The 20,423-nt window shown below is 46.6% G+C and carries 19 protein-coding genes; 9 read left to right on the top strand and 10 right to left on the bottom strand.

Translation table 11 applies throughout. The features are described 5' to 3' along the window. Position 1 precedes the first annotated feature (1 nt). From H6F77_RS21475 to H6F77_RS21465, 3 genes are all read left to right on the top strand, one after another. Positions 2–835, top strand: a complete 834-nt coding sequence (locus H6F77_RS21475) for an MbnB/TglH/ChrH family RiPP precursor modification enzyme (RefSeq protein ID WP_190491049.1) — start codon at positions 2–4, stop codon at positions 833–835. Beyond that, positions 826–1,428, top strand: coding sequence for an SCO6045 C-terminal-like domain-containing protein (locus tag H6F77_RS21470; protein WP_190490952.1), 603 nt, complete (start codon positions 826–828; stop codon positions 1,426–1,428). The genes H6F77_RS21475 and H6F77_RS21470 overlap by 10 nt, the downstream gene beginning before the upstream one ends. A gap of 223 nt (positions 1,429–1,651) precedes the next feature. After that, positions 1,652–2,521 carry a type IV pilin-like G/H family protein gene (locus H6F77_RS21465; protein WP_190490951.1) on the top strand — a complete coding sequence of 290 codons (870 nt, stop codon included), beginning with the start codon at positions 1,652–1,654 and terminating at the stop codon, positions 2,519–2,521. A gap of 146 nt (positions 2,522–2,667) precedes the next feature. On the opposite strand, the gene H6F77_RS21460 is transcribed toward H6F77_RS21465, so the two are convergent. The 6 genes from H6F77_RS21460 to H6F77_RS21435 all read right to left on the bottom strand — a co-directional run bounded on the left by H6F77_RS21460 (position 2,668) and on the right by H6F77_RS21435 (position 11,428). Further along, on the bottom strand, positions 2,668–2,847 hold the full coding sequence (locus H6F77_RS21460) for a hypothetical protein (RefSeq protein WP_190490950.1): 180 nt from the start codon (positions 2,845–2,847) through the stop codon (positions 2,668–2,670). A 111-nt stretch (positions 2,848–2,958) separates the two neighbouring features. Further along, positions 2,959–6,900 carry an adenylate/guanylate cyclase domain-containing protein gene (locus tag H6F77_RS21455; RefSeq protein ID WP_190490949.1) on the bottom strand — a complete coding sequence of 1,314 codons (3,942 nt, stop codon included), beginning with the start codon at positions 6,898–6,900 and terminating at the stop codon, positions 2,959–2,961. Between the two features lie 380 nt (positions 6,901–7,280). Next, the gene (tkt, locus tag H6F77_RS21450; RefSeq protein ID WP_190490948.1) at positions 7,281–9,293 is read right to left on the bottom strand and encodes a transketolase; all 2,013 of its coding nucleotides are present in this window, start codon (positions 9,291–9,293) and stop codon (positions 7,281–7,283) included. A gap of 200 nt (positions 9,294–9,493) precedes the next feature. Beyond that, complete coding sequence (fabF, locus tag H6F77_RS21445; protein WP_190490947.1) at positions 9,494–10,744, bottom strand: beta-ketoacyl-ACP synthase II; 1,251 nt, start codon at positions 10,742–10,744, stop codon at positions 9,494–9,496. Between the two features lie 174 nt (positions 10,745–10,918). After that, a complete protein-coding gene (acpP, locus tag H6F77_RS21440; protein ID WP_190490946.1) occupies positions 10,919–11,167 on the bottom strand; it encodes an acyl carrier protein in 249 nt (82 codons plus the stop codon). A gap of 69 nt (positions 11,168–11,236) precedes the next feature. Then, positions 11,237–11,428: a hypothetical protein gene (locus H6F77_RS21435; protein ID WP_190490945.1), complete on the bottom strand. Its 192-nt coding sequence runs from the start codon at positions 11,426–11,428 to the stop codon at positions 11,237–11,239. Between H6F77_RS21435 and H6F77_RS21430 the strand changes: the two genes are divergently transcribed. Beyond that, positions 11,422–12,327: a CoB--CoM heterodisulfide reductase iron-sulfur subunit B family protein gene (locus tag H6F77_RS21430; protein ID WP_190490944.1), complete on the top strand. Its 906-nt coding sequence runs from the start codon at positions 11,422–11,424 to the stop codon at positions 12,325–12,327. The genes H6F77_RS21435 and H6F77_RS21430 overlap by 7 nt on opposite strands. A gap of 28 nt (positions 12,328–12,355) precedes the next feature. Next, positions 12,356–12,838, top strand: coding sequence for an SH3 domain-containing protein (locus H6F77_RS21425; RefSeq protein WP_190490943.1), 483 nt, complete (start codon positions 12,356–12,358; stop codon positions 12,836–12,838). Between the two features lie 194 nt (positions 12,839–13,032). Here H6F77_RS21425 and H6F77_RS21420 read toward each other — a convergent pair whose 3' ends face one another. Next, a complete protein-coding gene (locus H6F77_RS21420) occupies positions 13,033–13,635 on the bottom strand; it encodes an HD domain-containing protein (protein ID WP_190490942.1) in 603 nt (200 codons plus the stop codon). 352 nt (positions 13,636–13,987) lie between these two features. Here H6F77_RS21420 and H6F77_RS21415 point away from each other — a divergent pair, with 352 nt between their 5' ends. After that, positions 13,988–14,497: a hypothetical protein gene (locus H6F77_RS21415; RefSeq protein WP_190490941.1), complete on the top strand. Its 510-nt coding sequence runs from the start codon at positions 13,988–13,990 to the stop codon at positions 14,495–14,497. Positions 14,498–14,565: 68 nt separating this feature from the next. Continuing rightward, complete coding sequence (locus H6F77_RS21410) at positions 14,566–15,273, top strand: response regulator (RefSeq protein WP_190490940.1); 708 nt, start codon at positions 14,566–14,568, stop codon at positions 15,271–15,273. Positions 15,274–15,324: 51 nt separating this feature from the next. On the opposite strand, the gene H6F77_RS21405 is transcribed toward H6F77_RS21410, so the two are convergent. Then, a complete protein-coding gene (locus H6F77_RS21405) occupies positions 15,325–15,900 on the bottom strand; it encodes a hypothetical protein (RefSeq protein ID WP_190490939.1) in 576 nt (191 codons plus the stop codon). A gap of 90 nt (positions 15,901–15,990) precedes the next feature. On the opposite strand from H6F77_RS21405, the gene H6F77_RS21400 reads away from it, so the two are divergent. Then, positions 15,991–16,791, top strand: a complete 801-nt coding sequence (locus tag H6F77_RS21400) for an MOSC domain-containing protein (protein ID WP_190490938.1) — start codon at positions 15,991–15,993, stop codon at positions 16,789–16,791. 49 nt (positions 16,792–16,840) lie between these two features. Here the strand turns inward: H6F77_RS21400 and H6F77_RS21395 are convergent, their stop codons facing one another. Beyond that, on the bottom strand, positions 16,841–17,836 hold the full coding sequence (locus H6F77_RS21395; RefSeq protein WP_190490937.1) for an IS701 family transposase: 996 nt from the start codon (positions 17,834–17,836) through the stop codon (positions 16,841–16,843). Positions 17,837–17,882: 46 nt separating this feature from the next. On the opposite strand from H6F77_RS21395, the gene H6F77_RS21390 reads away from it, so the two are divergent. Beyond that, the gene (locus tag H6F77_RS21390) at positions 17,883–18,179 is read left to right on the top strand and encodes a DUF3288 family protein (protein ID WP_190490936.1); all 297 of its coding nucleotides are present in this window, start codon (positions 17,883–17,885) and stop codon (positions 18,177–18,179) included. Positions 18,180–18,700: 521 nt separating this feature from the next. On the opposite strand, the gene H6F77_RS21385 is transcribed toward H6F77_RS21390, so the two are convergent. Then, complete coding sequence (locus tag H6F77_RS21385) at positions 18,701–20,422, bottom strand: MlaD family protein (RefSeq protein WP_190490935.1); 1,722 nt, start codon at positions 20,420–20,422, stop codon at positions 18,701–18,703. Between the last annotated feature and the right edge of the window lies 1 nt (position 20,423).

The raw sequence follows: 20,423 nt of genomic DNA, 5'->3' as shown, positions 1-20,423 counted from the left end.
TATGCTGTCTCATCTACCGACATTAGGTGTAGGTCTAGGTTTTAGGGAACCGTTCCGCAGCGACTTGTTTCTGAATCGGGGGGGGGTTGATTTTCTAGAAATCGTCGCCGAACATTACCTAGATGCACCACCCCAAAAGGAGCAAGAGTTAGAACTGCTAGCTGCCCACTTCCCACTTATCCCGCATGCGATTAATCTTTCGCTAGGCAGTGCAGAAGGTTTGGACGCGGATTATTTAGGCAAACTGGCAGCACTAATTAAGCAACTGAATCCACCTTGGTGGAGCGAACATATCTGTTTTACAAGAGCGGGTGGTGTAGATATCGGGCATCTTTCACCGCTACCTTATACACGCGAGGCGGTGGAAGTGGTTTGCCGCAATATTGAGCAAGCGCGTCGCTTGATAGACGTGCCGCTGATTCTGGAGAACATCACCTATATGCTGACTGTTCCAGGTGGCGAGATGACAGAAGCCCAGTTTCTCGCGGAAGTGGTGGAGCGTTCTGATTGCGGGTTGCTGCTGGATGTCACGAATCTCCATATTAATGGAGTTAACCACAACTATGACGTTCATACTTTCTTATCGCAATTGCCATTAGAGCGCGTCGTCCAGTTGCATTTTGTCGGCGGACATTGGCATGATGGCGTACTTATCGACAGTCATTCACACTCGACGCCTGTAGAGGTGTGGAAACTTATGGATGAAGTATTAGCCAGCGTTCCAGTTAAAGGCATAGTGCTAGAACGTGATGAAAACTTGCCACCTTTTGCAGAAATTTCAGCGGAAGTGGAACGCGCACGCAAGATTGGGAGGTGTCATGGAAGATGGGTTTAGAAAAAACGCAGCAAGTTTTAGCCCAGCTTTACACTAATACTGTTTTAAGAGAGCGGTTTTTTGCTAATCCGCAAGTAGTTTGTGAAGAGTTTGGGCTGAGTTTTGATGAAGCCAAGCAACTTGCTCAATTATCTGCACAACAAGTTAATTTGTTTGCCAGTTCGCTGAAGCGCAAGCGGTTGGGTGAAGTGCGAGAACTTTTACCGTTAACGCATCGCGTGTTGGGTAAGGATTTTTCTAAGTTGTTTTGGCAATATGCCGAAACTTATATTCCCAAGGGGATTAAGAAACATTTGGAAGATGCGATCGCTTTCGCAAATTTTATCGAAAAAGTTACTGATAGCGATCGCATAGAGCCATCCCCGGTTGTGGAGTTGGTGCGTTATGAAAAAGCATGGCTGGAAGCCGCAGAACCAACTCGTAGATTGACTGCATACAAGTTTCGCTATGCTATCAAGCAGCTAGCGCGAAGTTTAGCACAACAGGATAAAGAGCCGTTGTTGTTATTGCAACCCAGTCTTATTTTGTGGTTTCGCCTATCGCCGCGATCGCATTTGCGACATATTGCGATCGCGTTGCCTAAGTTAGGGTAATTCAGAGAGCGATCGCGCGGGGTTTCGATTTTACTAATTTATTTTTTCCCGTCTGATATTTTAAGGCAGCTTGCTTAAATGGTGGAATAAAAGCGCGTAGCATAGCGGCGGAAGAACGGGGCATCGCTCTTTAATGACTCGCAGCTAACTTAAGTGAAATTGCTGAGGTCTGCGGATAGCCTTGCGTGTAGATTAGTCGTTAAGTTATCTAGGAGACAAGGGGATGAGAAAATTCAAGTTTACAGGTGTTTTACTGGTAATAGGAGCGATGGTGTGCAGTTGTCAGGCTGATGCAAAAAGATTGGAGAATAGTAAGCGATCGCTCCTAACAGAAGAAGAATCAGATTCTCAATCACTAAGCGCACAAAATTATGCCTACTATTCAACAATTGCTAAACAAATATTAGGTCAATGGCGTTCCACAGGAGCAAGCGATTACATGACGCTAATTTTTACGCCAGAGGGTAAATTATTTGTGTTGAATTCCTCAAATACAGCAGGAGGAACCAGCTATAAGATTCACCCAACTGGTCAACCACGATATCTAGATCTATCAGATAATGGTTTAACTGAGAGGTTAAATTTTCAATTCACGGATAAGGGTCAGTTACGCATAGAATTCCCGCGCAACGAGGTAAAATTGTTCGACAAGATATCTGATGAAGCAAGGCTACCTCCTAATACCAGCGTGTTTGGGCTTCTGGAAAACTCTAGGAGAATGGGTAAAGAGTCAGAACCCAGAACTTATGTTGGTGTAATGGCCAAAGGGCAACAAGCTGCTTTTACGGAATACTCTCGTTTTGTGTACACAAACTCCGAAATGGGAGTAGGTATAAATTCTGAAACAGCGAACTATTCATATAAAATCGTTGTGATTGACCCTAGACGTGTAGTTCAATTAGTAGGGGTGTCTAAACAAGATGATTTGAGAAGCTATACAAGTATAGTGTATGTAGTCAAGACATCTTCTGGTGAAAACACCACAGAGGTTATATCTTGTCGAAGCAATCAACCCTCAAAAAAGCTTCCATCTAGACCGCAGATTGTTAATGATACAACTGTAGAATGTCCTTCTGGTTATTCGCGTTGGTAATTTCGCCAAAGCCTCCGAATTAATACACCGGAATCGCCAGCTATAAATCATTCGTCACACGACCCTTCTTGGTAAGCTTAAAAGAAACTGGAGACTATTGCTCGATCAATCCCTCCGTGTATCCATGTTTAAAATACGTGTGGTGTTCAAGCGGTTCGATCCTCTAAGGTAAGCAGCATCCACTCTACTAATAGCGCGATCGCTCTCAGGGTGATCTTACATCTGTCTGAACAACAAGCGATCGCTCTTCCCAAACCTGCAATAGAATAGGAGCGATCGCTCTTCCAAGACTGCAAAAAAATAGGAGCGATCGCTCCTATTCTCATGTTGATTCTGTTAACCAGTTTGAGTCATATAATTGTTCTCCTAGAGTTGTAGAAGTATCAGTAGCTCGGCAATGCCCACCGATAAATCTCTTGGTGGGCGTTGCCGAGCTACTAATAGTAATCAGTGCTGTTAAGAAAGTTGAGCAGTCCTTTGGCAGCTTTTAAGTCTGGGGTATTGAATCCTTCAGTAAACCAGGTGTAAATTTCAGTTAGATGCTGTCGGGCTGCGCCGATCTTGCCTTGTTGCTGCCAGAGGCTACATAAAGCGATCGCACTTCGCAATTCTAAGGATTTCGCTTGCTGGCGACGAGCAACTTCTATTGCTTTAAAAAAACGCTGTTCCGCATTTTCTTGTTGTCCCAGCTTTAACAGTAACTCTCCCTCAAGTCGGTAAACTTCTGCTTCCCAGAAACACTCGCCAGTCCGTTCTATCTCTTTACGTGCATCTGCTAATAAAGAAAGCGCCCTATCAAATTGCCCCACTTCAGCATAAGCCTCTGCCAGCATAGCTAAGTGACTGTGCCTTGCTAATACTGCACCGCCTGCGATAAATATCTCTAAGCCTTGCTCGATCTGAGTTATGCCTTCTACAGAACCATTTTGAGCGATCGCCCAACCCCGCAGCATATTCCCCAGTGCGGTGAAGAAGGGAAACCCGTTTTCGGTAGTTTGGGAAATTAAGACTTCTGCTTGCTCTTGGGTGGCTTGAACTTCCCGCCCATAAAAAGGCAACCAGGCGGCGCAGTTAAGAGCAAAAGCTATGCTGAACGGGTGACTTAATTCTCCAGCAAGTGTTTTTATTTGCTCCAGGTATTTTATAGCTCGATCGGGATAGCCCAAAAACCATTTAGCAAGACAAGCCCAGAATAAGCAACCAACACCCGGATCGCAGCCGAAAGTGGCAATTAGGGGATGATGCGAGGCGCGATCGTAGATGGCAACTCCTTGTTCGGCGTAGGTTTGCGTAAGTGCAAATTCTCCTAAGTGGAGTAAGTTACTGGCTAAGTTGTAGTTAGCCTGCAATAACATTCCTGAGTCTTGACTACTTTCGGCTAAATCCCTGATTTGCTCTACTAATGGTCTAGAGCTATTTAATTCTGCTCTAGTAAAGTAAGATGCCCACAGCCCAGTCATTGCAGAGAATAACTGCGATGCCTGCCCGACTTGCTGACATAATTCTATGGCTCTGTCGTAAGTTTGTTTTACTTCTGGAGAGGCGTAACCTTTTACTGTCATCAAGGGCGCACCTAGAGCAATTTGTAGCTGGAGTTCGCGTTCCGCCCTTGCCTTACTATCTGGGAGAGTTTGTAACTTAGCGATCGCCTCGCTAAAAAATAGCACCGCCTCTCGGTTGGCGTAATTGGTAACGGCTTGCTGTCCGGCTTTTTCTAAATAGTCAATTGCTTTGTGTGTCACCTCTGCTCTTCCCCAATGATGGGCTAACAAAGAGTAGAAGGAAGATAAATCTGATGCATAGGTTTGTTCGTACCACTCGGCAAGCGCCAGATGCAGCCGTCGCCTCTGGGCGAACAGCATCAGGTTGTAGGCGACTTCCTGAGTAATGATGTGTTTGAAGACGTAGCTGAGGTCTGGTTCTGGCGTTTCTAGGGGGGTAAGCTCGAATTTTTCCAGAACGTGGAGATAGTCAGCTAATTTAGCTTTATCGGCATTAATGGGGTAAATATCGTGCAGGATGTGGAAGGGAAACACTCGTCCGACGACGCTAGCAACTTTTAAGGCAAGCTGTTGCTGTGCTTCCAATCGGTCAATGCGGCTGGTAACTATACCTTGAACGGTATCGGGAACGGAAAGTTGGCTGAGGTCTTGCACTTTAGGCGATAGACTGCAAACACCATCGGATATGACGATCGCTCCGGCTTCGCGCAAGGAGTATGCTAGTTCTTCGCTAAAGAAAGGATTGCCCTGCGATCGCTTGCTAATTAGTTCAGCTACTTGCGGCGGTAATGATGACACCCCCAAGGCTTGGCAGGCTACAGCGACAGCATCGCCTCTTCCTAGCGCTTCTAATTGCAAATGCTCTGTTGTCGGCATTTGCAACAGTTGAGTACATTCAGGAGCGGGAATATCTGTTAGAGGTCGCGTGGAGATAACCAGAAGTAGGGGTATTTCCTGCTGGCTAATAGCCAGAGTTAGCGCCCAGGATGCTGAGTCCAGCCAGTGAGCGTCTTCAATAATTAAAACTTTGGGCGATGCAACAGCAGAAATCTGTATTAATTGCACCAATAACTCGCGAGTTTGTTCTGCTCGCTCTTTCCCTGTTAGCGGCTGAGTCCACTCGTTATCGGGTAAATCTAAAGACAGCACTGGATTGAGCAAGGGGTAAAGTCGCTGCACTGGTTCTGGCAGAAACTCTAAAAGTCCAAGTAAGTGCTGTTGCCTCACTTGGGGATGAGATAGGTAGTCTAGAGTTAGTATCTGGCTGAAGACAGAACGCCATGCATGATAAGGTTTGGCTTTTTCAATCGCATCCCCCATCCCGAATAGGCGACCTACTCCTGCTGCTTGTGCTTGATGCACCAAATCTTCGATCAGTCGGGATTTGCCAATGCCCGCCTCTCCTGAAATTATTACTACAGAACCGTTCCTGCTGCCTAAAGCTTGCAACTTTGAGGTAAGGAGATGGCGCTGCGTTGTCCGCCCGATCATCGAAGTATGCGATCGCGCACTTATTGTCGCGTCAGGGCGATCGCTAGTTTCTCTAGGACGATAGATAACAATCGGTTCTACCTTGCCTTTGACGTAAATGGCTGACCCAGCATCAAACGAAAAGCGGGAACCTGCTGCCTCATAAGTCGGGCGATCGCATAATATCTCGTCTTTTGCTGCTTGCATTAGCCGCGCTGCCGCGTTCACCACATCTCCAAGCATCGTATACTCGCGTCGGCTCTCGCTGCCTACCGCGCCACAATAAACTCTACCCGTAGTAATGCCAATATTGGGGCGCAATCCCAATTCCCGCAAGGCTGCTTGTATCTTCAAGGCCGCCTGGATACCCCGCACGGCATCATCTTCGTGGGAATAAGGCGGCAAGCCAAACGCTGCCACTAAAATGCTGCCTTTGTCATCTACCAAAAATTTATTGAAACTGCCTTCATACTGGTACAAATTGGTCTGCACTACCCACACGATCTGATTAAGCAAATCAAGTATTTCAGGGGCGTAATAATCTAGGTCTGGCAGATTTACAAAACAAACTGTCACCCGCCTCAATTCTCCCGCCCAAGCTCCTTGTCCTGCCTCCAGACGCATCCGAATTGCTCTGGGAATATAGGCCAACAAAGATTTTTGAGCATCAGCACTCAGCTCCGGAGATGCCGTCGGGCACAAAGGCAGCAAGTAAGGAAGGGATGACAAACGCACGCACCCGGACTGGGTGGGTGTCCCAATTAATTGAGGAGCAGTTGCTAATTCTAGGCTCGATTCATTTCCTCTAGTAGCGGTAAACAGTTTTACGAAAGTCCAAGCTATTGACGATAGCACTACCTCACCCGGTTGCGCCTGTGCTTCCGCTGCTCCCATCTGCATCAAGGGTTCTCCAGCAACCAGAAATTCCCAACGCCCATTCTGACCCCCGACGATGGCGGTTAAAACTTCACCCGCACCAACTCCCACTCGCAGGTTCAGCAGTACCCCTGGAATCACTTCATATTGGTTGAGATTGGCAGTCATTGCCAGAGCGCACTGAGCCGCACGATAAGTTACTTCGCTTAAGCTTTCATTTGTTGTTGACCAGAGTACTAAAAGCGCATCTCCGGCAAACTTGACCACATCCCCACCGTGAGCTGAAACCAAGGCAATCAATTCCCCAAAGTAGGTATTGAGAGCTTGGGTAAGTTCTTCTACTCCTGTTGCACCCCGTTCTTGCAGCTTTTCGGTTAAGCGTGTAAAGCCGGATACATCAGCAAACAATACTGCTGCCGAAAAACGTTCCATCTCTGGCGCAGCGAGGGGTAGAGGATTTTTCCTAGTGCGTTGCACTAGGAGGGAAGGTACATAGCTAATCAGAGAGTCAATCAATGTAGGTGTGGCCATAAGGTTGCTGTAAGCAAGTACACGATTGAAGCGGATTACAAGTATGCTTGCATACCCAAACTTTAATCTCTTTTATATTTTTGGCGGCGTTTGGTATAAGGAAAGTCCGCTCATCAATATAGTGCCCAAGGTTACACCCATATCTTACTTTTTACATATAGTTATTATTAGTTCTGCGTGATAAATCCGCTTCAATTGCATTGAGGTCGAGTTAATGTTTGTGCGATCGCCCTACTTGGAACTTTTTTCTACAGTTAGGGTTTAGTAAATTCCACAAACTAGCCCTGATAGAGACAAAAGCGCGATCGCACAAAAAATGAAAAAGGGCGGGCTTTTCAGCCCACCCCAAGAGAAATTATTCTAAAATGTTGCGGATCGGATTAACCCAACAAAGCCTTAGCCTTAGCTAACACATTCTCAACTGTGAAGCCAAACTTCTCCAGACAAACACCACCTGGAGCCGAAGCACCAAAGCGATCGATACTAACAGTATCGCCTTCCATACCCACAAACTTATGCCAGCCGAAGCTGCTAGCAGCTTCTACAGCTACGCGCTTGGTGACAGCTTTAGGCAGAACGGACTCTTTATAAGCCGCATCCTGTCCATCAAACACTTCTGTTGAAGGCATCGAGACGACACGGACTTTTTTACCTTCAGCGGTGAGTTTCTCAGCTGCGGTTACGCAGAGACTCAGTTCTGAACCAGTGCCAATCAGGATAATATCTGGCGTACCATCAGAATCCACCACGGTGTATGCACCCTTAGCCACGCCCTCAATCGATGTACCTGCTAAGTTCGGTACGTTTTGACGAGTGAACGCTAACAAGGTGGGATGATTTTGCTTGGCTTTTTCGATGGCTAATTTATAAGCGCCAGAACATTCGTTTCCGTCTGCGGGGCGAATTACGGTGAGGTTAGGAATAGCACGCAGGGAAGCCAGAGTTTCAATAGGTTGGTGTGTCGGGCCATCTTCACCTTGTCCGATGGAGTCGTGGGTCATCACCCAAATCACCCCAGCCTGGGACAGGGCAGATAAGCGGATGGCAGCACGCATATAGTCTGTGAAGATCAAGAAGGTAGCGCCGTAGGGAATTAATCCAGATTGATGCAGCGCTATCCCATTACAGATTGCGCCCATAGCGTGTTCCCGCACGCCAAAATGGATGTTGGGGTTTTGGTATTGCCCTTTCTGGAAGTCGCCAGTCCCCTTGATTTCGGTAAGGTTAGAGTGGGTTAAGTCAGCAGAACCACCAATTAGCTCAGGTAAAACTGATGCCAGTTTGTTGAGGCAGTTTTCCGAGTGCTTACGGGTAGGCAGTGCTTTGTCTTCGGCGGTGTAGGTGGGTAGTACCTTATCCCAACCATCGGCCAATTTGCCGCTAATGTAACGTTCAAATTCAGAGGCTTCTTGGGGATACTTAGCTTGGTAGTCGGCAAATGTCTTGTTCCAGTCAGCTTCGTAGCCTGCGCCGCGTTCCACTGCTTTGCGTGTATGGTTGAGAACATCTTGCGGGATGACGAAAGGCTCGTGTTGCCAACCCAAGTTTTGGCGAGTCAATGCTATTTCGTCTCCACCCAAAGCAGCGCCGTGAACGCCAGCGGTGTTTTGTTTGTTGGGCGAACCGTAACCGATGGTGGTTGTCACCTTAATCATCGTCGGCTTATCAGTAACAGATTTAGCTTCTGCGATCGCTTCTTCAATCGCTGCTAAATCGGTATTACCATCTTTGACGTGGAGGACGTGCCAGCCGTATGCTTCAAAGCGCTTGGAAACATCTTCGGTGAATGCCACATCTGTAGAACCGTCGATCGAGATGTGGTTGTCGTCGTACAAAGCGATGAGTTTACCTAATCCCAGGTGTCCGGCGAAAGAACAAGCTTCACCAGAAATGCCTTCCATGTTGCAACCATCACCCAAAATCACATAAGTGTAGTGGTCTACGATTGTGGAGTCGGGTTTGTTAAACTTAGCGGCTAGGTGAGCTTCTGCCATTGCCAGACCGACAGCGTTGGCAATTCCTTGGCCCAGAGGCCCGGTTGTTACTTCCACACCCGGAGTCATAAAGTTTTCGGGGTGTCCGGGGGTTTTTGATTCCCACTGACGGAACTGCTTAATATCTTCTATTGTTACGCTGTCGAAGCCAGCCAGGTAGAGCAGGGCGTACTGTAGCATTGAGCCGTGCCCAGCAGAGAGGACGAAGCGATCGCGGTTAAACCACTTGGGATTTTTGGGGTTATACCGCATAAACTTATCCCACAGCACAAACGCCATCGGAGCAGCGCCCATTGGCAGCCCTGGATGGCCTGACTTTGCCTTTTCTACGGCGTCAATGGCCAAAAAGCGGATGGAGTTAATGCAAAGCTCTTCGAGTGATTGGGTTGCAACGGCCATAATCTGTTCTATTTAACGACGGTTTTGCACTGGATTGGCGCGGGGAGTTTGGGGACTCTGGATCGCCCAAGTTTACATCCCATGATCCCATTAGCGGTATCTATGGGCAAGTGGTGAGGAGCAAACAAAAGACTAAAGGATGAAGTATGAATATCAATTTTTTCATACTCCATCCTTCACGCTTTTTTACTTTTATCGCACTAGACGTATTTTTTAAAGGCTAGCGTGACGTTGTGACCGCCAAACCCGAAAGAGTTGGACAATGCTATATCCACTTTTTGGGCGCGGCTGTTTTTGGGTACATAATCTAGGTCGCAGCCTGGATCGGGGTTTTCCAGGTTAATTGTGGGTGGAATTTGGTCTGAGGCGATCGCCATTGCTGTGGCTACTGCTTCAATTCCACCAGATCCGCCCAACAGGTGTCCTGTCATGGACTTGGTTGAGCTAATTGCCACTTTATAGGCACTCTCACCCAGAGCTGTTTTTATCGCGGCTGTTTCTGTTACATCGTTGGCTGGGGTGCTGGTACCGTGAGCGTTGATGTAACTTACCTGTTCGGGAGTAATTTCAGCGTCTTTCATCGCCAGTTGCATTGCTCTTGCAGCACCATTACCACCCGGAACTGGGGAAGTCATGTGATATGCGTCGCAGGTCATGCCGTAGCCGATGATTTCGGCATAGATTTTAGCACCGCGACTGAGAGCGTGTTCCAGTTCTTCGAGGATGAGGATACCAGAGCCTTCGCCGACAACAAAGCCATCGCGATCGCGATCGAACGGACGACAAGCATGAGCCGGATCGTCATTGCGGGTTGAAAGCGCCCGCGCCGATGCAAATCCAGCTACCGACAAGTGGGTGACGGCAGCTTCAGCGCCACCACAGATCATCGCTTGGGCATATCCCCGCTGAATTATGCGAAATGCATCGCCCACAGCATTTGACCCAGCAGCACAGGCGGTTACAGGGCATGAATTTGGCCCTTTAGCTCCCGTGTGGATAGCAGTTAAACCTGCCGCCATGTTGCTGATCATCATGGGAATCATAAATGGGCTACAGCGATCCGGGCCTTTCGTCAGATAAATTTCTTCCTGCTCTTCAAGAACCTTCAGACCACCGATGCCGCTGCCAATGATGACGCCCACCTGTTCTGCGTTCAAGTCATTAATAACAAACTGCGCGTCAGCTATAGCTTGCTTGCTGGCTGCAACTGCAAACTGGGCAAAGCGATCCATCCGCTTTGCCTCCTTTCGATCCATGTATTCGTAGGGGTCAAATCCCTTTACCTCCCCGGCGAAGCGGCAAGCGTGCCGGGAGGCGTCAAACAAGGTGATCGGGGCAATGCCATTTTTGCCGCTCAATAACCCTTCCCAGTATTGAGTCAGGGTGTTGCCAATCGGTGTAACCGCGCCGAGACCCGTTACGACAACGCGCTTACTTTCAACATTTGTCATGATGCCAGTAAAAGATGGGTTTTTAACCCAGAACGCAGAACAATATGAGGGACTGGGTACAGACGTTGCGTGCAACGTCTCTACGGACTGGCTAAGGAGTATAAATTGAGAATTCGGGATTCACTCTTGCGAGCTATAACTCCTCTCCAGGATAGGTTCTAGCCTCTATAGGGGCTAGATCGAGGCTTTAACTTTATCGCTGATGTAATCTACAACAGCTTGAACAGTAGTAATTTGCTCGGCAGCTTCGTCAGGAATTTCGATATCAAACTCTTCTTCTAGAGCCATTACCAGTTCAACGGTATCTAGGGAATCGGCTCCCAGGTCGTTGGCAAAGTTGGCTTGTGGTGTGACGGTACTGGGTTCAACTTCCAGTTGTTCTGTCACAATTTTCTTAACTCTCTCAAAAATGTCTTGGCTCATATGATTCCTTTTCCCAGCCGCTAAAACTTACTCACCGGGCTTATATGCAACTTTTCGGATTTCTTAATCTTACACGACGAGCGCGATCGCTCTATCAACTACATATTCGGTTATCCAACTGTCACTTTTGAGGGATGGGCATGAGCCATCGGGCATTGCGCCAGTGGAAAAATGCAATAGAAGGGAGAGGCTAGAATTCTTGTATAGACTGCGATTTATCGCGTCTCCCCGATCCCCAATCGCCTGTCCCCAATATGCCATCCCAGACCCTTAGATATGCTTATTTTCCCGGTTGCGTCGCTCAAGGAGCCTGCCGGGAGCTTTACCAGTCTACTGCTGCTCTCACCAAGGCTTTAGGAATCGATCTCGTCGAGCTAAAAAAAGCCTCCTGTTGCGGTTCCGGCACTTTTAAAGAAGATTCCCAACTGCTGGAAGATACCGTCAACGCCCGGAATATCGCCCTGGCTGAAGAACTTAATTTGCCTCTCCTCACCCATTGCAGTACCTGTCAAGGCGTTATTGGTCATGTGGATGAGCGCCTGAAAGAATCTCAGGAGAACAATCCAGCTTACCTCGAACAAGTTAATGGCTTATTGAAAAAAGAAGGCTGTTCGCCTTATCGCGGCAGTACCGAAGTCAAACACCTGCTTTGGGCGTTGGTAGGAGATTACGGATTAGAAGAGTTACAAAACCGCGTCACCCGTAAGCTTTCTGGGTTGAAGTGTGCGGCGTTTTATGGCTGCTATCTCCTGCGTGCCCAAACGTCTATCCCTTTTGACGACCCCTACAACCCAGAATCGATGGAAAATGTGTTCCGGACAATTGGGGCAGCGCCAATTTATTATCGAGGGCGGACTCAGTGTTGTGGTTGGCCTCTTTCTAGTTATGCGCCAGACCAGTCTTTTAAGATGGCGGGGGCACATATTCAGGAAGCCATTGACGCGGGTGCTGATTGTATGATTACGCCCTGCCCGTTGTGCCATCTGAATTTGGATTCCCGTCAGCCAGAGGTAGAGAAAGTAATCGGGCGCAAGTTGGGTTTGCCCGTGCTGCATCTACCGCAGCTAGTTGCTCTAGCATTGGGAATTAGTCCAAAAGAATTGGGGTTAGACAAGCATATTGTCTCAACCAAACCTGTTTTGGAAAAATTGGGCTTGTAAAACCATTTGTATAATTTAGGCTCTGGAAATGAAGCAATTTATAAAGCTAACAACACTTACTGGTGGTTTTATAGTTGTTAACCTAACTTTTTTATCGCCAGTAAAGGCAGAGGTCTGTAACAATTACACGGTTCGAGATTTACAAGATAATTCCGTAAATCTTCGTGCTAACCCTAATGGGCGTATTGTTAGGGCGCTTCGCAACGGAAGTCAGGTAACGTCTACCGGAGCGGAGAGTAATGGATGGCTTCCGGTTAAAGTAGGAACATCGGGAAGCAGAGGTTGGATGGATAGCTCTCGACTGACTCAAAATGTAGATTACGTCGTTTTCGATCCAGACGACAGCTTTGTAAATGTTCTCGAAAAACCCAATGGAAAAATCATCGTTCGCGTACCAAATGGTACAACAATACCAGAACCGATGAATTATATCCGCGATTGGGCTGTTGTACCCCAGCTCAATGGTGTCATCCAAGGTCGCTCGATCCGGCAACCCGATTGTTTGCAGTAATAAAAATAGGACGCTGCCTATCAATTAATTTTATGGCGGGCAGCGTCCAACGTATTCATAAATATGGCTTAAATTGTACTTGGGTTAGTAGCGCGATCGCTCCCATAATTTCTGCTATAAAAGCTATCCCCAAATATGATTAAACAAGTTTAAAGTTAATAACTTATACTTTTTAATTACCGCAGCTACGCTCTTTAAGTTTCTGTATTAGCTCTAAGGTAGCCAGCTTCAACACAATCCTCCATTACCTTTTGCACAAAAGGCCAAATGAGGGGCGCACCTTCCTCAATTGGTTGCATGCGACGCTGCACTTGCTCGCGAGTAATGCCGTGAATTTGCCAAGTTCCACCTTTTGTGTGCTGGTTGTGTAAAAATGGCTGCAAGCGATCTAGTGCTGTTGCAAATCTCGCTTCCCCAGTCTCTTGAGCCTCAAATTCTTCCCAGAGATTTCTTAATTCAACTCCTTGATCTTCTGGTAGCAATCCAAATAGCCTGTTAGCAGCTTCTGCTTCGCGCATTGCTTTATTTTCGTTGCTCTGCACGTCATAGCAGAAAGTGTCACCCGCATCAATTTCTACTAAATCGTGAACCAATAACATTTTGATTACCCGCAACACATCAATCTGCGTAGGTGCATACTCGGCTAGTAAAATAGCCATCATTGCTAAATGCCAAGAATGTTCGGCACTATTTTCCCGACGCGAGCCATCTGTTAGCAGAGTTTGGCGCAAAATCAACTTAAGTTTATCGATTTCAAGAATAAATTGTAATTGTCGCTCAAGTCTGTTATTTTGCATCTAAAATCTCTTAATACTTTATCCCAATCCGATAGCCTGGGTAGGGCTAACTGGCCTGAGTTGAGTTTGCTATAGGTAGTCAGTATATCAATATGCCAGCGCCTTTGTATTGATCGACAACACGCTTGAACTATGGGAAGTATCAACGACAAAATTTGGCATAATAGACCCCTTTGATGAGTTACAAGCAAATTAAGATGGAGGAGGGTGTTTTTAAAATAGGATTGGCGCTGGCGATCGCGCGACTCTAGTTGTTTCACCCCACTGGGCGATTTTTGACGCGAAGAAGTCTAAAGTATGCACTCTACGTGGGTTATCTTAAGGATTAAGTACTGGAATCTCAAACTAAACTATGGATTTGGAACCAGAAGTCAACTCTAACCCGATACCCGAAGCAAGTGAATTTGCCTCACCAGCAGAGCGTTCTCCCTTAAAATTACTCCGGGATACTGAAGCATTGCTGCGACGCCAAACTGTAGAAATTATAGCGCCAATTTTACCGCCAATTGTGGCTAACAACTTGGAAAATGCCTCAGATGTAGCGGAAGAATCTCTCAACGAATTGGCAGAGATTGACTTAGATGAAATTGGCGATCGCGAACTGCAACCCGCCCGAATTTTAGTAGGTCTATCTTTTGTCGGTTTCGGCGCGTTGTTGATTGTTTTGTTATTACTTTACCTTTCTACGCTGCACCCAGAACTAAGTTTAAACAACCAAATGCGGCACTATTGGCATGAATACATCTGGTTTGTTTGCTTGGGTGTTACTGGGATGATGATTTTGGGTAGAGAAGCTATGCGACCAAAAGAAGAAGACAAAAGTAAAAAGCGCGAAGCGTCAGCCGTTAGACGAAGGCTCTAAAGGCAAAAATTATTTTTTTCTTTTTTTGCAGCTTTGGCTGCCCTTTAATCTAATGAATACTTTTTAAGATGGATATTTTGATTGTTGAAGATGAACCTGAAATTGCCCGACTCATCCAGCTTGCTTTAGAAAAAGAAGGATTTTACTGTCGCATTTGCTCGGATGGTTTAAGCGCGTTGCAGGTTTTCCGGGAACAACAACCAGATTTGATTGTTCTCGACTTGATGCTACCTGGACTTGATGGATTGGAAGTGTGCGCCCGGATAAGACAAAAACCAGGTACGAAAGATCCGTATATTTTGATGCTAACTGCTAGAGGCGAGGAAATAGATCGCGTTATCGGTTTATCAACTGGCGCGGATGATTATTTAGTTAAACCTTTTAGTCCCAGAGAATTGGTGGCTAGAGTTCGAGCCTTATTGCGCCGCAGTATGCGTCAAACAGGGCAACAAAACGTCTACCGCACCCATCATTTTACAGTTGATGTGGAGCGGCATACTGCTTCTCGCTATATGGATGCAAAGGATGAAGAAACTCTAGACTTGACGACGTTAGAATTTAATTTGTTAACGACATTTGTGAGTTATCCGGGTCGCGTTTGGAATCGGACTCAATTGATTGATAAACTTTGGGGTGACGACTTTTTTGGCGATGAGCGGGTTGTAGATACTCATGTTGCTCGCTTGCGGAAAAAAATTGAACCAGATCCGGCTAATCCTACGTTTATTAAGACAGTTATCGGTGTTGGATATAAGTTTGAAGATGAAGGTAGTTAATATTGCTGTAAATCAGGGTAAGTATTGGACTGGCGATCGCTATGATTAATCCTAATTCTCCCCGACGGTTAAAGAGAGCCACTTAGGATAACCAAAAGAATCATGAATTTGTAACGCCATACCTGGATAATTCTTGAATATCTCTGAGGCGATCGCCTGAAGATTATTCATTTCTTGGGCTTCTTCACCAGAGGCTTCAAATGCCAAACTCCACCAAGCTTCGTTCTGTACGATTAGCTTTGTTAGTTCCATCGTACAGCCTTCATACTTACGCTGGCTTCGCTCTTTTCTAACGCCAATCCATAACGCCTTTCCCCCAACATTTGCTGGTATTATTTTGTTGTTTTTGGGCTTTTCACTAATCCACTTCAACCATTTCTCTGTTTTACCCTCCAACCCGTCGCCAAAACGCTGTACGCCTAATTCTGCCAGCCGCCACTTAATTTCGAGATTTCCCCCGCGCATTTTGATGCCCAGGCGATCGCACCAAGGCGAGTATAAATACCAGTCTTCCCTTTCTTCTGGTGGCGATGGATGTTTGCCAAGAATATCTTGCCCGAACCAGTTTTTAACCTCTTTTGGTATTGTGCCGCGATAAAACCAGCGCACTTCTATAGTTGTTAGCATTGCTTGTCCTCCTCGGCACTATCTCGTGCGTCTCATAGGTTGGCGGATTCGGTGATATATTTAAGACTGAATTTTCTCCAGTTATCGGTCGTGCCTTTCTTACAAAACATCGTTATTTATCCGATTAAATCTCTGAATGGTGTTGCCGTATCTAGGGCAACAATTCTCAAAAGTGGTGCTTTACAGCACGATCGGCAGTATGCCATTTTTGACGAACAAGACCGATTGGTTAATGGTAAGGGCAACCCTAAAGTTCACTTGCTGAAGACATCTTATGATGCTAGTTTAAAAACGGTTTTTTTACAGGTAAAGGGAAGCGATGAAATACAAGGTTTTGCCATAGATGAGGAACGTGGTGGGGTAGAAGCTTGGCTGAGTAACTATTTTGGCTTTGCGGTGAAATTGCGGGAAAACCCAGTTGTTGGTTTTCCGGACGACACCGACTCTTCTGGCCCAACTATTATCGGAGTTGAGACAGTGGAAACGGTTGCTTCATGGTTTTCTAATATTAGCGGCGACGAGATGCGAGCGCGCTTGCGAACTAATCTTGAAATTGCTGATAGCCCCCCTTTTTGGGAAGATCAATTATTTGCCCAATCAGATGAAATCGTTGATTTTAAAATAGGAGATGTGCTATTTTGCGGCATTAATCCTTGTCAGCGTTGTATTGTACCGACGCGAGACTCTGTAACCGGAGATGTTTACCCCCAATTCCAAAAAATCTTTGCAACCTCGCGCCAGCAAAATTTACCTGCGTGGGCGCCTGTCTCTCGCTTCAATCACTTTTTTAGGGTAAGTGTTAACACGCGAATACCCGAATCTGAAGCAGGTAAAATTTTACAGGTAGAAGATGAAGTGAAGATTTTGAGCGTTAGCAAGTTAGGTTACTAATTCCCGCCTTACTATCCTTATTTGCAGCTAATATTTTAGTTATCAGGAGTTACGCAGTTGGGGAGAAGGACAACCAGGGAGCAGCCAAGTACGAGCGCACCGCCTCACGAACAATGCTGAGTTTAGACTCGTAACAACTGATGCCAGTATTAAACCAGTGGATCTCTAGGCGCAAGAAGGCGCGAATGGCTAAACCAATATGGTTTCGTTGAGAACGAGAGGAGCGCACTTGGGCTTTTTCCACTCCGCAGCACTGCTTTAAGCCGCGATGGTATTCCTCAATTGACCACTCAAACTCAGCCCATTGCAAGCGTTGTAACTCATTCAGCTTCAAGTCATTGGTTGCCCAGTAGTCAATGTTACCGTCTGGGGCAACGATCTTGAATACCTGGATAAAGCCGTAGCCTTTGAGATGAATGATGGTTCCACTGGCGGCAATAGCCACTTGGCAGATAGGTCGATTACCTGTCCGGTCTGAGTTCACTAACCGATTTCGCTTAAGTCGAGTCAGCCACGTCCAACCATAGCTGGCAATCAACTTGAGATTGGCTAAAGCACTGAACCAGCTATCGAAGGCAACACACTTGGGCTGGAAACCTCGCTCTTTCGCCGTGGTGAGCATGGCACGAAAGTGGTCATTCTTAGTTGCTCCATCTACTCCCTTCTCGTAGATTCGGTAGTCGCAAGGTATGTGTTTATCCCCGTCTGACCACAATAGACTCGTTAAGTTGATCCCTTGGACAACTCGCTTATGCTTGCCTGACCATTGCCGACTGACTAACTCCATATGTTTGGCATACCACTTATCGAGCATCGTATCGTCAAGCACCAAAATGCCTTGCTCTAATCCCACATAGGCTTGCGCCTCTTGCCAAAGCTCGTTCGGGTCTGGTTCAAGTCGATGCAGCAAACGGTTGATGGCATCGTGCGCTGTCGCAGACCCCGTTGTCGGTTGAACCCGCTCTGCTTCGCTACAGCTATATGCCTTTTGCGTCCCAATCAAAAAGTTAATGTATTCAATAGCGGTATATTTTGGTGGATTCATTTCTTCCTTTTACCGCATTTTCACTTCAACTGCGTAACTCCTGGTTATGTCACCATCAGAACACAAAGACCAACAGCATCCCCAAGAAAAGAGCGATCGCGCTACTGTTAATAACCTCTTACTAGCAGAACCCACGAACTTCAACTTGGCGGAACTGGCTAGACTCAAGGTTCGCTATCGCGGTTTCCCTGGTGCTAGAGATATCCAAACAGATTTGGATAAAGTTCTCCAGCGCTGGAAGTTAACGGAAGAAGAACTCTATGTAAAAACCCGCCAACTCCATGCAGAACGTCTAGCCTATAAACCAAAAGGCAATCGACAAGATGAAGAAGACTGGAGTTAAAACTAATTTTGAGTTTGTAGCGGCGGCGCGATAATTTTCTCTCGTCTTAAAATCGCCTTTAATAAGCCGATTTTTTCAAAATAATTATATCAATTTTTGTAAAACTACTTGTGTTATGCAAAGGAACATCATAATATAGTAATTGTATTTGTCTAACCAAATACGTCGCTTCAAAAGTATGTGGTTAGACGCGCAACGGACAATGCTCCGTTGCGCGACTTTCAAAACTTTGGGCGTCTTATAGAACAATAAAATAAAGTTTTAACTGGCAAAACCGGGCAGTTACCAATCAATATTGCTACCAACAAACGGCGATCGCGCTTAGACAAAATACCTGGCGATTAAAAATTGCATTGCTGCAAACAAAGCCTGATTCGCAGGCTGATTTAGTTCCCATAGCCGCTTACCGTCTGGCGGCAATTTACCTTCGCAGGAATGTTTCCGCTAGACCTAGTGTAAAGCCAGTTTAAAAATTAGAAAGTTGTGCCCATCCAATGCCAGCGAGTTTGCTTCTACAAAAACTATTTATTACTTTCAGAATCTTCTTTTGGCTGAGTCGATTCCTGAGACGCAGGCTTCTCATTTACTGCGGTCGATTCCTCAGATAAAGACTGTTCGCCTGCTTCGCTCAACTTTTCATCAGTTGGCGCTTGGAAAGGCTGAGGCAACTTTTCATCAGTTGGCGCTTGGAAAGGCTGAGGTGAGGGTATCGACTGCTTTTGCGTTTCGCTTAATAAAGGCAAAGATTCGCTTGCAGGAACGGCTTTTTTATTTGCCTCTACAGGCTTTAGCAACTTGATGTTAGTAGGATTAGTAGGAAATTGCGTGATAATGACGTTGCGTGCTGGCTCTAGAGCTGAAGCAGTATAAACATCCTGCTCTAGCTGCTGTGTAGAAGATACCAATTTACCCAATCCGTTGACTAGGCTCTTGAGATTGTCTCGGAAAGCAGGATCGCCAGTTAGTTCGTCCAAGTCGGATGTAATTTTCTGGGCATTTTCAAAAGTTGCCCGCGCTGAGTCAAGGGTTGCTTGCAAACTTACAACAGTAGAGCGATCGCTCAAAGCTGTCGAGAGGTCCCGCAGATTAGCAGACGCCTGCGACGCATTAGCCGAGAGTGTTTCTAAATTACGCAGCAGTTGTCCTGAATTAACCCGATTGAGTGCAGGTGTCAGGCTTGTTACTGTAGAACGCAGTACGTCGCTAGTTTCGCTAAGACTTCTCAAAGTACCTACCAAACTCGATCTGTTCTCTACCACCAAACCATTGACGCTGGTAAGGAGTTGGTTAAGTTGCTGCGCTGATAACCTATATTGTCTTGCAGTAAGACTAACTTCATTTCCTATCGCGCCGAATCCAGCGGCGGTGTTGCTGATTTGAGCCGCTGTTTGACCGAATTTATTGGCGGCTAGATTGATCTGGTTCGATGTTTGGCCGAATCGTCTTGCAGTATTAGAAATTTGATCTCCTGCACTGCCAAATCGATTAGCTGTGGTACTAAGTTGATCTGCCGCCACGCCGAAGCGATTAGCTGTTTTACTGATTTGATCTGCCGCCACGCCGACTTGATTCGAGGTCTGAGTAGCAGCCTCGGTCACTGAATTTGCTGCTACCGAGATTGAGGCTACATTTTGTTGCACCGAACGACTTAAACCAGAGAGGTCGCGGGTGAGTTGCGATACGTTAGCGGCGGCGTCTGCACCATTTTTTGCTAAGGCGTTGATGTTTGCATAAAACGTAGGGTCGCTGTAGAGATTAACTACGCGGACGGTGCTGCGAACCAGTTCATCAAAACTGACTCCTACTTGACCTTGTACGCGCCCGTTGTTACATACGATCAGGTTGGGGTTGCATTGGGGGTCTAGGGGTTTGGCGATCGCCACCCCAGGCGGGAGAGGATTTTGCGGTCTGATGTCGATATAGGGTGCGCCAATCAGACCTTGCTGATTGGCTTCAACTATGACATCGCGGGGAATTAATAGCTCTGTGGATGCAATTTCAATTCCTACATCGACACCATTAGCACTAGGAACGATTGTGGTAATTTTACCAACGTCTACGCCGCGATATCGAACTACGGCGCCGGCTTGCATGCCTCCACCATTAGCAAATTCCGCTACTATTTTGTAGCTGCGCTTGCCGACACTAACGCCGCGCAGCCACATAACTAGGCCACCGAACATGGCCAGTCCTAGTAAGATTAATAACCCAACGGAGCCTTCTCGAATTGTTCGCGATCGCATA

This window comes from Microcoleus sp. FACHB-831, assembly GCF_014695585.1.
Classification (GTDB): Bacteria; Cyanobacteriota; Cyanobacteriia; order Cyanobacteriales; family FACHB-T130; genus FACHB-831.
This window is presented reverse-complemented; position numbering and strand designations above follow the sequence as displayed.